Origin of the sequence: Piscinibacter sp. (assembly GCF_047600445.1) — a bacterium.
Taxonomy (GTDB): Bacteria; Pseudomonadota; Gammaproteobacteria; order Burkholderiales; family Burkholderiaceae_C; genus Piscinibacter.
In genome coordinates this window covers 2,968,566-2,982,771 of the sequence record NZ_JASGKT010000002.1, presented here as the reverse complement: position 1 = coordinate 2,982,771, position 14,206 = coordinate 2,968,566, and the positions used below count along the sequence as shown (strand labels likewise).

The 14,206-nt window shown below is 70.4% G+C and carries 12 protein-coding genes; 8 read left to right on the top strand and 4 right to left on the bottom strand.

Features of this window, described 5'->3' with window-relative positions:
- Positions 1–2: 2 nt before the first annotated feature.
- The 3 genes from QM792_RS18160 to QM792_RS18150 form a co-directional block, all read right to left on the bottom strand.
- Positions 3–860 (bottom strand): SDR family NAD(P)-dependent oxidoreductase, encoded by an 858-nt coding sequence (locus tag QM792_RS18160; protein ID WP_415151506.1) that lies wholly within the window; start codon positions 858–860, stop codon positions 3–5.
- A gap of 65 nt (positions 861–925) precedes the next feature.
- Positions 926–2,302, bottom strand: coding sequence for a DUF1329 domain-containing protein (locus QM792_RS18155; protein ID WP_415151505.1), 1,377 nt, complete (start codon positions 2,300–2,302; stop codon positions 926–928).
- Between the two features lie 20 nt (positions 2,303–2,322).
- Positions 2,323–4,068 (bottom strand): DUF1302 domain-containing protein, encoded by a 1,746-nt coding sequence (locus QM792_RS18150; RefSeq protein ID WP_415151504.1) that lies wholly within the window; start codon positions 4,066–4,068, stop codon positions 2,323–2,325.
- Between the two features lie 243 nt (positions 4,069–4,311).
- Between QM792_RS18150 and QM792_RS18145 the strand changes: the two genes are divergently transcribed.
- From QM792_RS18145 to QM792_RS18110, 8 genes are all read left to right on the top strand, one after another.
- Positions 4,312–5,451, top strand: coding sequence for a WD40/YVTN/BNR-like repeat-containing protein (locus QM792_RS18145; RefSeq protein ID WP_415151503.1), 1,140 nt, complete (start codon positions 4,312–4,314; stop codon positions 5,449–5,451).
- Positions 5,452–5,469: 18 nt separating this feature from the next.
- A complete protein-coding gene (locus tag QM792_RS18140; RefSeq protein WP_415151502.1) occupies positions 5,470–7,941 on the top strand; it encodes an efflux RND transporter permease subunit in 2,472 nt (823 codons plus the stop codon).
- On the top strand, positions 7,938–8,927 hold the full coding sequence (locus QM792_RS18135; protein ID WP_415151501.1) for a thiamine pyrophosphate-dependent dehydrogenase E1 component subunit alpha: 990 nt from the start codon (positions 7,938–7,940) through the stop codon (positions 8,925–8,927). Before QM792_RS18140 ends, QM792_RS18135 begins: the two co-directional genes overlap by 4 nt.
- 109 nt (positions 8,928–9,036) lie before the next feature.
- Positions 9,037–10,020, top strand: coding sequence for an alpha-ketoacid dehydrogenase subunit beta (locus QM792_RS18130; RefSeq protein WP_415151500.1), 984 nt, complete (start codon positions 9,037–9,039; stop codon positions 10,018–10,020).
- 76 nt (positions 10,021–10,096) lie between these two features.
- Entirely contained in the window at positions 10,097–10,288 is a 192-nt protein-coding gene (locus QM792_RS18125) for a lipoyl domain-containing protein (protein WP_415151499.1), read from the top strand.
- A gap of 4 nt (positions 10,289–10,292) precedes the next feature.
- Positions 10,293–11,024 carry a 2-oxo acid dehydrogenase subunit E2 gene (locus QM792_RS18120; protein WP_415151498.1) on the top strand — a complete coding sequence of 244 codons (732 nt, stop codon included), beginning with the start codon at positions 10,293–10,295 and terminating at the stop codon, positions 11,022–11,024.
- Between the two features lie 16 nt (positions 11,025–11,040).
- The gene (locus tag QM792_RS18115) at positions 11,041–12,048 is read left to right on the top strand and encodes a hypothetical protein (protein WP_415151497.1); all 1,008 of its coding nucleotides are present in this window, start codon (positions 11,041–11,043) and stop codon (positions 12,046–12,048) included.
- Between the two features lie 14 nt (positions 12,049–12,062).
- Complete coding sequence (locus QM792_RS18110; RefSeq protein ID WP_415151496.1) at positions 12,063–12,791, top strand: hypothetical protein; 729 nt, start codon at positions 12,063–12,065, stop codon at positions 12,789–12,791.
- Here QM792_RS18110 and QM792_RS18105 read toward each other — a convergent pair.
- Positions 12,786–14,201 (bottom strand): phosphotransferase family protein, encoded by a 1,416-nt coding sequence (locus tag QM792_RS18105; protein WP_415151495.1) that lies wholly within the window; start codon positions 14,199–14,201, stop codon positions 12,786–12,788. The genes QM792_RS18110 and QM792_RS18105 overlap by 6 nt on opposite strands.
- Between the last annotated feature and the right edge of the window lie 5 nt (positions 14,202–14,206).

Here is a 14,206-nt window from a genome sequence, read left to right as displayed (position 1 = left end):
TGCTAACGGATGGATTCGCCGGCCATCGGCTTGTTGTTGAGCGACCGCGCCATCACCCAGTCCATCCAGCGATCGGGCAGCAGCGCGTCGAGCAGGCACACCAGCTTCGAATCGCCGCCGATGCGGTAGCGCGCGGCTGGCCGCGCGGCACGCAGCGCGCGCTCGATGCCCGCCGCGCAGGCGTCGGCCGTGATGCCGCCGGCGCCGCTGACGAGCTTGAAGTAGCGCCCGTACAGGAAGCCGTACAGCCCGCGCTGCTCGGCCGTCATGCGCTCGAGGTGCTCGCGCACCGCCGGCGCCTGGTCGCTCAGCATGTCGGTCTTCACGACACCGGGCTCGGCGACGACGATGTGCAGGTTCATGCCCATCGTCTCGCGCCGCGCCGTGTCGGCGAGCGACTCGATCGCGTGCTTCGAGGCGCAGTAGGCGCCCAGCAGCGCGCCGGAGGCCTGGCCCCACAGCGAGGTGACCAGCACGAGCCGCCCGCCGTGGCCGCGCAGCCGCGGGATCGCGGCCTTCAGCACGCGCAGGCTGCCCAGCGCGTTGGTGTTGATGATCTGCTCGAACTCGGCCACCTCGGTCAGCTCGATCGCGCCGGGGATGGAGATCGCCGCGCAGTGCGCGATGGCCTGCAGCGGCGCGCCGGCCAGCAGCCGGTCGACCTCGGCGAAGCCCTGCGCCACCGAGTCGGTGTGCGCCATGTCCATGCGCACCACGTGCAGCTTGGGCGAGGCGCTGAAGCGGCCGGCGTCGCCGTCCTTGCGCACCACCGCGAAGACCGTGTCGCCGCGCGCCAGCGCGCGCTCGACCAGCCGGTGGCCGATGCCGCGGGCCGCGCCCGTCACGAGAAGAGTGCTCACGTCGGTTCCCCGTCGCAAAAAAGCGCCCGGCGCCGCTGCCGGCGCCCGGCGCGTGGACGCCTGCTTCAGCGGATGCCCTGGCCGGCCAGCGCTTCCGGCGAGAACTCGCGGTCGTCCTTGGGCGGGATCGGCCACATGCCCATGCCCGGCTCCGGCGAGATGCCGTTGCTGATCCACGAGCCGGTCTGCAGGTCCATCGCCATCGAGGCGTCGGCGTAGGAGCCGAGCTCGGTGTCGTAGAACGGGAAGATGTTGGCCAGCACCACGCGGTACAGCTTGCCCGCCGCGTCGAAGTTCTCGACCACGCCGCCGCCGGGCGCGTCCTCGTCCCAGTAGAAGATGCGCTTCTGGTAGGCGTGTCGGAAGCCCTCCTTCAGCGTGGCCTCCACCTGCCAGACGCGGTGCAGCTCCCAGCGCATGCAGTCGGGGTTGGGGAAGTTCTTGTGCGAGGTGAGCTTCTCCTGGTTGCACACCTTGGCGTTCGAGACGCCGAAGTTGTTGTACGGCAGGAACTTCTCCTTCTTGCCGATCAGCTTGAAGTCATAGCGGTCCAGTGCGCCGAGGAAGCCCTTGGCGTCGTCCATCGTGCCGGTGCCGCCGGTCAGCGGGTTGGGCGTGTCGTAGGCGAGGTTGGGCGAGAGCTTGACGCGGCGCTGGCCCGGGATGTACTGGTAGGCGCGGCGCCCCTTGTCGACCATGTCGAGGTTGTCGAGCAGCAGGATGCCGTTGCCGGCGTCGCGCGCCGGCGCCGTCGTGATGATGAAGGCCTTCCAGAACGTCAGGTCGGTCGGGTTCGGCTTGGTGTTGGCCGGGTTGTAGTAGTCGTACTGCTGGTCGACCTTGTTCTGGCCGGTGACGATCGACTTGCCGTTGGCCGGCGTCAGCGTGGAGGTGGTCGCGCCGCGGTAGGTATGGGTGGTGAAGTGCAGCAGGTGGTTCCACATCACCTCGTTGCCGGTCTTGGGGATCGGGAACGGCAGGCCGCCGTAGCAGCCCTCGAGCTTCAGCTCCTTCTGCGTGGCCTTGCACGAGGTGGCGTTCTTGATCGTGTTGTCGAGCACGTACTTCGGGTACTCGATGTCGCGGTGCGACGGGTACACGTCCATGCGGTAGTTCGGGTAGCGCTTGAACAGCTCGCGCATGTGGTCGAGCTTGTCGGCGTACTGGTCGACGTTCTGCGCCGTGATGCTGAACAGCGGCTTGTCGTCGTAGGGGCTGGGGCGCTGGCCGGGGTCCTTGGGGTCGTAGCCGGCGGGCGCCTTGGGCGCCTTGCCGGAGTAGGGCGGGATCGTGCCTTCCTTGTTGCCGGCGCGCTCGGCGCCGACGGCGGTGAGCTTGTCGCCGCCGAGCTGCTTGGCCTCCTCGGCCGTCACGGCGGCGATCGCGACCTGGGCCGACAGGCCGCCGGCGAGCAGCAGGGCGATGGGTGACTTGCGGAACATCGTGGGTCTCCTGATGAGGCTTAGAACGTGGTCTTCAGCGTGAGCGACACGAAGCCGCGATCCCAGTACTTGCCCAGGCTCGCGTTGCTGTTCGATGCGGCGCCCAATTCGTCCTTGCCGTGCTTGGCGAGGAAGCCGTTGTACTTCAGCGTGACGGTGTACTTGCTGTCGACGTCGGCGGTCGCGCCGATGGCGTAGCTGCCCTGGCCCTTGTTGTCGCCGAAGGCCACCACCGAGTTGCCCTTCACGCCGACGCCGAGGAACAGCGGCATCGACAGGTCGACGCCGTTCATCACTTGGAACCACTTCGGCTCGAAGGCGATCGCGATGCCCATCGAGTTCTTCGTCGCGCAGCCGTACGGGAAACCCTCGGTCAGCGCCTGCGGGCAGTTGTAGCCGTCGGCGTAGAACGAGCCCGGGTTGCTCTTCACCGAGATCAGATGCGAGAAGTTGATCTCGGCCTGCAGCGCGGCGGAGTCGAACACCGCCGTCTTGCCGAAGTAGGCGATCGCGTTGACGACGCCCGAGAACACGTCGCCGGTGGGCAGCAGCGAGTTGCCGATCGGCCCGCCGCCCAGGTCGGCCGTGCCGGCCGGCGTGGCGAACGGGCGCGCGGCGATCTGCGCGTCCTTGCGGTAGGTGAGGTCGGCGCCGAAGGAGATGTCGAACATCTGCTTGCTCAGGCTCAGGCCGAACAGCTTCTGGCGCGGCGTCGAGTAGTCGAGGCCGAAGCCGGTCGGCGCCACGTTGCCGCCGACCACCGCGAGGCCGGTGATCACGAGCTGCGGCGTCTTGTCGGTGTACTCGCGGTAGTACAGGCCCATGCTGCCGTCGAGCCACTCGGGGCGCATCTTCAGCGCGAGGCCGAAGTCGCCGCGCTTGTGTTTCGGCTCCGCCGTCACGCCGCCGAAGGGTACGCCGAAGATGCTGCCGCCGCCGGCCATGCTCAGGCCGTCGGCCGCGCCGAAGTAGGTGCCGCCGTCGGGCAGGATGGTCGGCTTCCAGTCGAGGAAGTACTGGCCGGCCAGGCTCATGCGGTCGGTCAGGTCGGCCGAGAACGAGAGCTGCTTGAGCGGGCGGAACACCTCCTTGGCCTCGATGCCGGGCGTGGCGATCGCCTTGCGGAAGTCGACCGGACCCTGCCCGACCGAGATGCCGTTGACGAAGGAGAACAGCGACTCGCCCCAGTAGATGTTGTGCTGGCCGGCCTTGACGGCGACCGGGATCTCGCCGAGCTTGAACTTGGCGAACACGAAGGCGTCGAGGAACTCGGCCGAGGGGCCGATGTTGAAGCGCTTGGTGTAGTCGCTGTAGGGGCCGCCGTTCGGCCCGGCGCCCTGGAAGGCGCCGCCGGCCGCGGCGCTGAGCGCCGGGTCGCCCTCGACGCGGTTCTTGTAGGCGGCGTCGTACCAGGCCGCGCCGCTGACGCGCAGGCCGAAGCGGCCCTGGTAGACCGCGTCGAACTCGGGCAGCAGGTCGATGCGGTTGGCCATCACCTTGCCGGCCTTGGCGAACTTGCGGTCCGACTGGTGCGCGGTGACGTCGCCCAGGCCGGCGCCGTTGCCGCAGATGTTCTTGTCGCAGTCCTCGGCGCGCACGCCGAGGTTGTAGCGCACCGTGGTGTCCAGGCGCAGCTTCAGGTCGGGGTTGCCGCTGTCGATCTCGAAGGCCTGGGCGCTGCCGCCGGCCAGCGCGAGCACGGCCGCGGCCAGCGCGTTCAGCCGCGGGCCGCGGGCCCGGGCGCGTGAATCGGGGGATGTCTTCAAGGGGCGTCTCCTGGTGTGCTTGAATGGAGGATCAAGACATACCGTATCGTGTCGTACGATCGGCTACGGGTCAATTGCGGGTTAACCAAGGGGTGGGGCAAAACGACGCGGGCGCGACGCGCCATTCGAGCCCGGCGCATGCAGGGAGAAAGCCGCTTCGCCGAGGGCGGGCGCGGGTAAGTCCCGAGGCCGATTCGCGGCCGCCGACGGCGGGGAATGGAAAAAGAACTGTACCATACGATAATGATCCGTCGACCTTGCCCGACCTGCCCGTTCGCCGCCGCGGCGCGCCTCGCGCTGGCGTGGCTGCTGGCCGGTGCGGCGCACGCGGCGGCGGCGCAGGGCGCGGCGGGTACGGCAGAGGTGGCGCAGGCGGCGTCCGCGCCGGGCTACCGCGCGCCGACCGAGACGCCCGCCGCGCACCAGGGCCCGGCGGCGCGCGCGCCGCTGCTCGCCGTGGCGCGCGCCGGCCAGCGCATGGTCGCCGCGGGCCTGCGCGGCCGCATCGTGTTCTCCGACGACGCGGGCCAGACCTGGACGCAGGCGCAGGTGCCGGTCGAGACCGATCTGGTGGCGATCCACTTCGCGACGCCGACGCACGGTTTCGCGGTCGGCCACCGCGGCGTGGTGCTGGAAAGCAACGACGCCGGCGCGCACTGGGTGCGCCGCTTCGCCGGCCAGCAGCTCAACGAGGTGGCGCAGCGCTTCTACCAGGCGCAGAACCCGACCCCCGATTCGGCCGCGGCGAAGGCGCTGGCCGGCGCGTCGCGCGCCATCGAGCAGGACTCGGTGCCCTCGCTGCTCGACGTGTGGTTCGAGTCGGAGCGCAGCGGCACGCTGGTCGGTACCTTCAACACGATCTTCCGCACCGAGGACGGCGGCCGCACCTGGGTGCCGTGCATGGAGCGCACCGACAACCCCGAGGAACTGCACTTCTACGCCGTGCGCGGCGGCCCCGGCGGCGTGTTCCTGGCCGGCGAGCGCGGCGGCGTGTGGCGCCTCGATGCGTCCTCGAGCCGCTGGCTGGCCGTGCCCACCGGCTACGGCGGCACGCTGTTCGGGCTGCTGGTCGACGGCCCGCGCGTGCTCGCCTACGGCATGCGCGGCAGCCTGCTGGCCAGCGACGATGCCGGCCGCCAGTGGCGCACCATCGCCACGCCGCGCAAGGTCGGCCTGGTCGCCGGCGTGAAGCTGCGCGGCGGCGAGCTGCTGCTGGCCGACCAGGCCGGCGGCTGGCTGCGCAGCCGCGACGGCGGGCGCAGCTTCGCGGCCGTCGACGCCAAGGCGCACACGGTCTCGTTCGCGCTCGCCGAAGGGGCGGCGGGCGAACTCGTCTCGGCCGGGCCCGGCGGCGTCGCCGTGCTTCCCGACTTGGTTCGATAAGGGCGCGGCGCACTCCTCATGGACACATCCAGCACGTCCGCCGTCGAGATGCCGGTGATCGCCGAGCTGTCGGACTTCGACGCCTCCAGCGGCAACCGCCTCGAACGACTGATCTTCAACCACCGCGGCGCGGTGATGCTGGTGTGCCTGCTGCTGACGCTGCTGTTCGTGTTCCAGTTGCGCGGCCTCGTGCTCAGCGCCAGCTTCGAGAACATGCTGCCGCAGTCGCACCCCTACATCCAGAACTACCTGGCCAACCGCGCCGAGCTGCGCGGCCTGGGCGACTCGGTGCGCATCGTCGTCGAGAATCCCGACGGCGACCTCTTCGAGCCGCGCTTCCTGCAGCGCTTCGGCCAGCTCAACGACGAGGTCTTCCTGCTGCCCGGCGTCGACCGCGCGTGGATGAAGTCGATCTGGACGCCGGTGGTGCGTTGGACCGAGGTGACCGAGGAAGGCCTGTCCGGCGGCCCGGTGATGCCCGACCGCTTCGATGGCACGCCCACCGCGATGGAGGCGCTGCGCCTGAACATCGCGCGCGCCGGCATCGTCGGCAGCCTGGTCGCCGACGACTACCGCTCGGCGATGATCGTCGTGCCGCTGCTGCCGCAGAGCGCCGAGGAGCAGCGCAAGGGCGGCTACCAGGACTTCTGGGCCGGGCTGAAGGCGATCCAGGCGAAGTACGAGCAGCCCGCCGCGGGGCAGCCGCGCATGGCGGTGCGCGTCACCGGCTTCGCCGCGCTGGTGGGCACGCTGATCGACGGGCTGGCGCAGGTGGTGTGGTTCTTCCTCGCCGCCGCCGCGGTGGCCACGGCGATCATCTTCCACTTCACGCGCTGCGTGCGCAGCACGGCGCTGGTGCTGGTGTGCTCGCTGGTGGCGGTGGTGTGGCAGCTCGGGCTGATCGCGATGCTCGGCTTCCGGCTCGACCCGTTCTCGATGCTGGTGCCCTTCCTCGTCTTCGCCATCGGCGTCAGCCACGGCGCGCAGAAGATGAACGGCGTGATGCAGGACATCGGCCGCGGCACGCACCGGCTGATCGCGGCACGCTACACCTTCCGGCGCCTGTTCCTGGCCGGGCTGACGGCGCTGATGGCCGACGCGGTGGGCTTCGCCGTGCTGATGGTGATCGACATCCCGGTGATCCGCGAGCTGGCGCTCAGCGCCAGCCTGGGCGTGGCGGTGCTGGTCTTCACCAACCTGATCCTGCTGCCGGTGTTCCTGTCGTACACCGGGGTCAGCCGGCGCGCCGCGCAGCGCAGCCTGCGCGAGGACGCGAAGGAAGAGCAGGGCCGCGGCTTCGCCGGGCACCTGTGGATGTTCATCGACAAGTTCACCCAGCGGCGCTGGGCCATGGCGGCGGTGCTCGCCGCGCTGGCGCTCGGCGTCGCCGGCTTCGTCGTCAGCAAGGACCTGAAGGTCGGCGACCTCGACGCCGGCGCGCCCGAGCTGCGCGCCGACTCGCGCTACAACCGCGACGATGCCTACATCACCGCGCACTACGGCGTTTCCAGCGACGTGTTCGCGGTGATGGTCAAGACGCCGCCCGATCAGTGCGGCAGCTTCGAGACGCTGACCGAGATCGACCGCCTGGGCACCACGCTCGCGCAGGTGGGCGGCGTGCAGCGTACCGCCTCGCTGGCCGACACGGTGCGCGCCTACATGGCCGGCAGCTACGAGGGCAGCCCGAAGTGGTGGACGCTGGGCGCCGACCAGCGCCTGATCAACAACCAGATCGCCGCCGCAATGGGCTGGAACTCCGAGTTCCTCAACAGCGACTGCTCGGTGGCGCCGGTGCTGGCCTTCCTGAGCGACCACAAGGCCGAGACGCTGGCACGCGTGGTCGCCGAGGCGAGTCGCTTCGCCGACGCCCACGGCACGCCCGAGCGGCAGTTCCTGCTCGCCGCCGGCAGCGCCGGCGTCGAGGCCGCCACCAACATCGTCGTGCGCGAGGCCAACACGAAGATGCTGCTGTACGTCTACGCGGCGGTGATCGCGCTGTGCGCAATCACCTTCCGCAACTGGCGCGCGGTGCTGGTGGCGGTGCTGCCGCTGGTGCTGACCTCCATCCTCGCCGAGGCGCTGATGGTCAAGCTCGGCATCGGCATCAAGGTGGCCACGCTGCCGGTGGTGGCGCTGGGCGTGGGCATCGGCGTCGACTACGCGCTGTACCTGCTGAGCGTGCAACTGGCGCGGCAGCGCGCCGGCCTGCCGCTGGCCGAGGCCTACCGGCAGGCGGTGGGCTTCACCGGCAAGGTGGTCGGGCTGGTGGGCATCACGCTGGCCGCCGGCGTCGTCACCTGGGCCTGGTCGCCCATCAAGTTCCAGGCCGACATGGGGATCATGCTGACCTTCATGTTCCTCTTCAACATGATCGCCGCGCTGGTGCTGATCCCCGCGCTGTCGCACTTTCTGCTCTCCCGCGTGGGCGACGCGCCGGCAGACGCCGCCGCGCCCGCGTCCCCGACCCCCCAGCGAGTGGAGTTCTCATGAGTTCATCGACGCCCCGACCCGACCGCGCCACGCTGCTGGAGATCTACCGCCGCGCGACGCTGATCAAGCAGAACGACGAGCGCTTCCGCTCGGTCATCAAGTCCGGCAAGCTGGTGATGCCGTACTACTCGCCGCGCGGGCAGGAGATCATCCCCGCGGCGACTTCGGTGCACCTGGGCGACGAGGACACCATCTGCACCATCTACCGCGGCATCCACGACATGCTCGCCAAGGGCGTGCCGCCGAAGCGGCTGTGGGCCGAGCTGGCCGGCAAGATCACCGGCACCTCCAAGGGCAAGGGCGGGCCGATGCACGTGACCGACCCGTCGCACGGCGTGATGGTGACCACCGGCATCGTCGGCAGCAGCATGCCCATCGCCAACGGCCTGGCGCTGGCGGCGCAGGTGCGCGGCAGCAAGGCGGTGTCCATCGCCTACTTCGGCGACGGCGCGAGCAACATCGGCGCTTTCCACGAATCGCTCAACCTCGCCTCGGTGTGGAAGCTGCCGGTGGTGTTCGTCTGCCAGAACAACGGCTACGGCGAGCACACCAAGTACGAGCTGTCGACCGCGGTGGCGCGCATCGCCGACCGCGCCGCGGCCTACTCGATGCCGGGCCTGCACGTCGACGGCAACGACCCGGTGGCGATGTGGCAGGCCGCCGGCGAGGCGATCGCGCGCGCCCGCGCCGGCCAGGGGCCGACGCTGGTCGAGGCGATGACCTTCCGCTTCCACGGCCACATCTTCGGCGACGCCGACGCCTACATGGACAAGGCCGAGAAGGCCGCCGCGATGGCGCGCGACCCGGTGCCGGCGCTGCGCGCGCGGCTCATCGCCGAGGGCGCCGCCACCGAGGGCGACCTGGCCGCGATGGAAGCCGCGATCGACAAGGAGATCGACGAGGCGCTGCAGTTCGCGCTCGACAGCGCCTACCCCGACGTGGCCGAACTGCGCCGCGATGTCTACGCCGAGGAAATCCAGGCATGAGTTATCCAGTGACGACCATGATTTCGCAGGCCGAGCGCCGGGCCGCTCCCAAGCCGGCCCGCATCCCCTCGGGGGATCGGCCGATGTACCCAGCGGACGAGGGGCAGGCATGAGCAAGAACGTGAACATGATCCAGGCCATCAACATGGCGCTGGACGACGCGCTGGCCGCCGACCCGAACGTGCTGGTGTTCGGCGAGGACGTGGCCGACCCGCAGGAAGGCGGCGTGCTCGGCGTGACCAAGGGCCTGTCGACCAGGCACGGCAGCGTGCGCGTGCGCTCCACGCCGATCTCCGAGCAGGCCATCATCGGCGCGGCGATCGGCGCCTCGCTGGCGGGCATGAAGCCGGTGGCGGAGATCATGCTGATGAACTTCACCACCGTGGCGATGGACATGATCGTCAACCACGCCGCCAAGCTGCGCTTCATGTCGGGCGGGCAGACGCACGTGCCCATCGTGATCCGCACGATGACAGGCGCGGGCTTCTCCACCGGCGGGCAGCATGCCGACTTCCTCGAATCGTGGTTCTGCCACACCGCCGGCCTGAAGGTGGTGATCCCGTCGAACCCGGCCGACGCTTACGGGCTGATGCTGTCGTGCATAGCCGACCCCGACCCCTGCCTGTTCATCGAGAACCTGCCGCTGTACTTCGCCCCCGGCGCGGTGCCCGAGCGCGGCGTGCGCATCCCGCTCGGCCAGGCCAAGGTGGTGCGCGAGGGCAGCGACGTGACCGTCGTCACCTACAGCCGCCAGGTGATGGACGCGCTGGCGGTGGCCGACAAGCTCGCCAAGGAGGGCACGAGCGTCGAGGTGCTGGACCTGCGCACGATCTCGCCGCTCGACGAGACGTCCATCCTCGCCTCGGTGGCCAAGACGCGCCGCGCGGTGGTGGTGCACGAGGCCACGCGCAACTGCGGCGTCGGCGCCGAGGTGTCGGCGCGCATCCACGAGGCGTTGCATGCGCAACTGCTCGCGCCGGTGCAGCGCCTGGGCTCGGCGTTCTGCGCCGTGCCCTTCTCGAAACCGCTGGAGACGGCTTTCGTGCCGAGCCAGGACCAGATCGAAGCGGCCGTGCGGCGCACGCTCGGCTGAAGCACCGTCGTTTCCAGCATCGTCCAAGGAGGCCGGATTGGCCACGCAGATTCTTTTCCCGAAGATCGGGTTTTCGATGGAAGAAGGCACGCTCGCCGAATGGCTGGTGCCCGATGGCGAGACGGTCGCCGAAGGCCAGCCGCTGTACGTGCTGGAAAGCGACAAGTCGGCGCAGGAGATCGAGTCGCCCGGCTCCGGCACGCTGAAGATCGCCGCGGCCGTCGGCGAGGTCTACAAGGTCGGCGACGTGCTCGGCGAGATCGTCTGACGCGATGAACGCCCTTCCGCCCTGGCCCGAGATCGACCATGCGCAGTTCGGCGAACTGGGCCAGATCGTGCCGCTGTCGCGCATCCAGAAGCTCGCCGCCGGCTACCTGACGCGCAACTGGGTCGGCATCCCGCACGTCACCCACCACGACGAGGCCGACATCACCGAGCTGGACGCGCGGCGCCGCCGCGACGGCGAGGCGGGCGGCCGCAAGCTCACGCTGACGCCCTACCTGATGAAGGCGCTGGCGGCGCTGCTGGCGCGGTACCCGCAGTTCAACGCCTCGCTCGACGCCAGCGGGCAGAACCTGGTGTTCAAGAAGTACTTCCACGTCGGCATGGCGATCGACACGCCGAACGGCCTGCTGGTGGCCGTGCTGCGCGACTGCGACCGCAAGAGCGTGTTCGATCTGGCCGAGGAGATCGACACGCTGGCGGCCAAGGCCCGCACCCGGGGCCTGCCGATGAAGGACATGGTGGGCGGCTGCATCACGCTGTCGTCGCTGGGCCACATCGGCGGCACCGGCTTCACGCCGATCGTCAACGCGCCGGAAGTCGCCATCCTCGGCGTGACGCGCGCGCAGTGGAAGCCGCGCCGCGGCGTCGGCGACGCGCTCGAGTGGCGGCTGATGCTGCCGCTGTCGCTGAGCTACGATCATCGCGTCATCAACGGCGCCGACGCGGCGCGCTTCACGGCCGCGCTGGAGGCGCAACTCGGCGAAGCGGCTTCCGCCTGAACCGCAGCGCAAGCCCATGGCCGACGACACCCCCTTCTTCCTCAAGCAGAACCCCGGCCTGGGCGTCGCGCAGCCCGCCGACGAGTTGCTGCACCCCGAACGCAACGCGCTGGTGGCGGCCGACTCGCTCACCGAGACGCAGTACTTCGGCCTGTGCATCCCCGAGGAGCGCATCCACGGCTACGGCTACCTGTGGCACCACCCGAACCTGCGCGTGGTGTCGGGCGGGCTGTTCGTCTGGCAGGGCCACACCGTCTCGCTGGCGCACGGCCTGCTGTGCGACTTCCGCACCTTCATGAGCGACACGGCGCTGGCCGGCGACCTGCACGCCTACCGCCTCGCCAACGGTTACGGCGTCGAGGTGCTGGAGCCGCTGCGCCGCCACCGCCTGACCTATGCCGACGACAGGCGCGGCCACCGCGTCGACCTGCGCTACGAGGCGGTGTCGCCGCCGGTGATGTTCGGCGACGGCAACCACTTCGAGCAGGCGATGAAGGTCAGCGGCGAGCTGGTGATCCGCGGCAAGGCCTACTGCGTCGGCGACTACACCGTGCGCGACCGCTCCTGGGGCAAGGCGCGCCCCGAGGACAACCTGGCCATGCCGCCGATGAGCTGGATGCAGGCGGTCTTCGACGACGACTTCGCCTTCACCTGCACCGCGTTCGACCAGGCCAGCCGCAGCCCCGAGCTGGTCGGCACGCTCGGCCTGCCCGAGGAACGCACGCTCACCGGCGGCTGGATCTGGCGCGACGGCCGCGTCGGCCGCCTGCTGCGCGCCGACAAGCGTGTCGTGCGCGACGCGCGCACGCGCCAGGCGACCGGCGTCGAGCTGGCGCTGGGCGACGAGTTCGGCCGCAGCCTGCGCGCCACCGGCCGCGCCGTCGCCTCCATGGCCCACTACGCGCCCTGGCACAACATCTACGCGCCGCTGGCGCTGATGCGCTGGGACTGCGAGGGCCGCGTCGCCCACGGCGACTACCAGGAAGGCATCTGGAACGACTACCTGAACCTGCCGGCGAACTGACCCGAACACAACGCATGCCTGTCTTCAATGCCAGCGCTCGCACGCAGCGCACCCTGATCGCGATGTCGCTGGCCATGGGCGGCCTGTACTTCGCGGCCTTCATCTGGATGCTCGGCTTCCTGCCGATCCCGCAGGCCGACCTGCCGGCCGAGCAGGTGGCCGAGCTGTACGCCCACGCCAACCTGCGCTTTCGCCTCGGCGTGATGGTGATGATCGTCTGCGGCGGCTTCTACCTGCCGTGGGCGCTGGTGGTGGCGGTGCAGATGGCGCGCATCGAGCGCAACCGCTCGATCTGGACCTGGATGCAGGTGCTGGCCAGCTTCGCCGGCGCCTGGATCTTCGCGCTGCCGCCGGTGCTGTGGGGCGCGGCGGCCTACAACGTGCAGCGCGATCCGGCGCTGACACTGCTGATGCACGAGCTGGCCTGGCTGATGTTCATCACGCCAGCGTCGTTCTTCCCGTTCCAGTTGATCCCGGTGGGCATCGTCAGCCTGTCGCGCCACAACGTCGCGCCCGACACCGCGTTCCCGCGCTGGCTCGGCTGGATGAACGTGATGGCCGGGCTGATCACCAGCGAGGGCTTCGTCGCGCAGGTCTTCAACCGTGGCCCGTTCTCGTGGGCCGGGGTCGTGCCGTTCTACCTGCCGGCGATCATCTTCGGCATCTGGATGATCACGATGGCGGTGTCGATGTGGCGCGCCACCGGCCGGCAGGAAGCGGCCGAGGCGGCGGCCGGCTCATAACACGCGCTCGAGCGCCTCGGCGATGCGCGCGATGCTGCGCTCGTAGTAGTTGCCGCCCAGCACCGCCGCGCCGGCGAGGCCGATCTCGGCGCCCGAGCTGAAGGCGTGCAGCGCCTGGCACAGCATCACGCCGATGCGGGTGGCGGCGAACAGCACCTGGTAGTCGAGCTGCGCGCGCTCGGGTACCGGCATGCCGGCGCGAGCGTAGGCCTGCAGGAAGCGCTCCCACGATGCCATGTGCCGCGCGTGGAAGTGGAAGTAGCCCAGATCGTAGGCCGGGTTGCCGACGTGCGCGAACTCCCAGTCGAGGATGGTGCTGACGCGGCCGTCCTCGACCAGCAGGTTGTGCAGCCCGTAGTCGCCGTGCACCAGCGCCTGCGGCGCGGCGTCGGTGATGTCGGCGTGGCGGCGCAGCCAGGCCAGCGCGGCCGACATCACCGGCGAGGGCATCGCCAGCGGCTGCCAGGCGGCCTCGGCCTCGTCGAGCCAGGCGTGCGTCTTCTCGCTGTTGCGCCGGCCCGCGTTCGACACGCCCGGCCAGAGCGCGGCCAGCGGCACGCGGTGGATGGCCGCCAGCCGCGTCGCGATGTCCTCGCACAGCGCGGGGTCGTGCGGCGGGTCGATGTAGGGGCCGCCGACGATGCGGCCGGGCCGCCGCGCCACCAGCATGAAGGGCGAGCCGAACACCGCGCCGCTGTCCTCCACCGCCAGTGGCTCGGGCACGTGCACGCCGTGCTGGTGCAGCGCGCGCAGCAGGTGGTATTCGTCCACCACCGACGCGCCGCCGAAGGTGGCGGCGGCGTCGCCGCGCAGGATGATGTCGCCGGGCAGCTCCCGCGTGCCCGAGAGCGTCAGGCCGATCGTGAACTTCGAGTAGCCACCGGAGACGAAGCCGCTGTCGACGATGCGCGCGCCGCGCTCGCGCGGGAAGCGGTTGTGCACGAAGGCGAGCAGCGCCGCCTCGTCGTAGGCTCGCGCGTTGCGTGCCGCGGGTTGCGCCCGGTCTTGCGCCGCCGAGGCCTGCGCCTGCGCGAGCACGGCGGCTTCCAGCGCGCGGCTGTAGCGCGACTCGACCTCGGCCAGCGCCTTGCACAGCGCATGCGCTTCGGGCGTGCCCCGTGCGATCAGCTCGCGCTGCGCGTCGCCGGCGGCGGCCAGCAAGCGCTCGTGCGGCGGCGCGTCGTCCACGCAGCAGGCGGCGGCGAGTTCCGGGCGCGCGCCGAGCAGGGCCTCGATGCGCGGCAGCAGCGCACGCGCCGCGTCGCGCGCCTCGCGCTGCAACTGCGGCGCGAGGCGGTGCTGCGCGATCATGAAGTCGATCAACTGGCCGCTGACCGCCGCCTGCGTCGCGGCCAGTTCGCCCTGCGCGGCGCGCAGATAGGCCAGACAGGGCAGGGTGGCGTGGCTCATGCGGC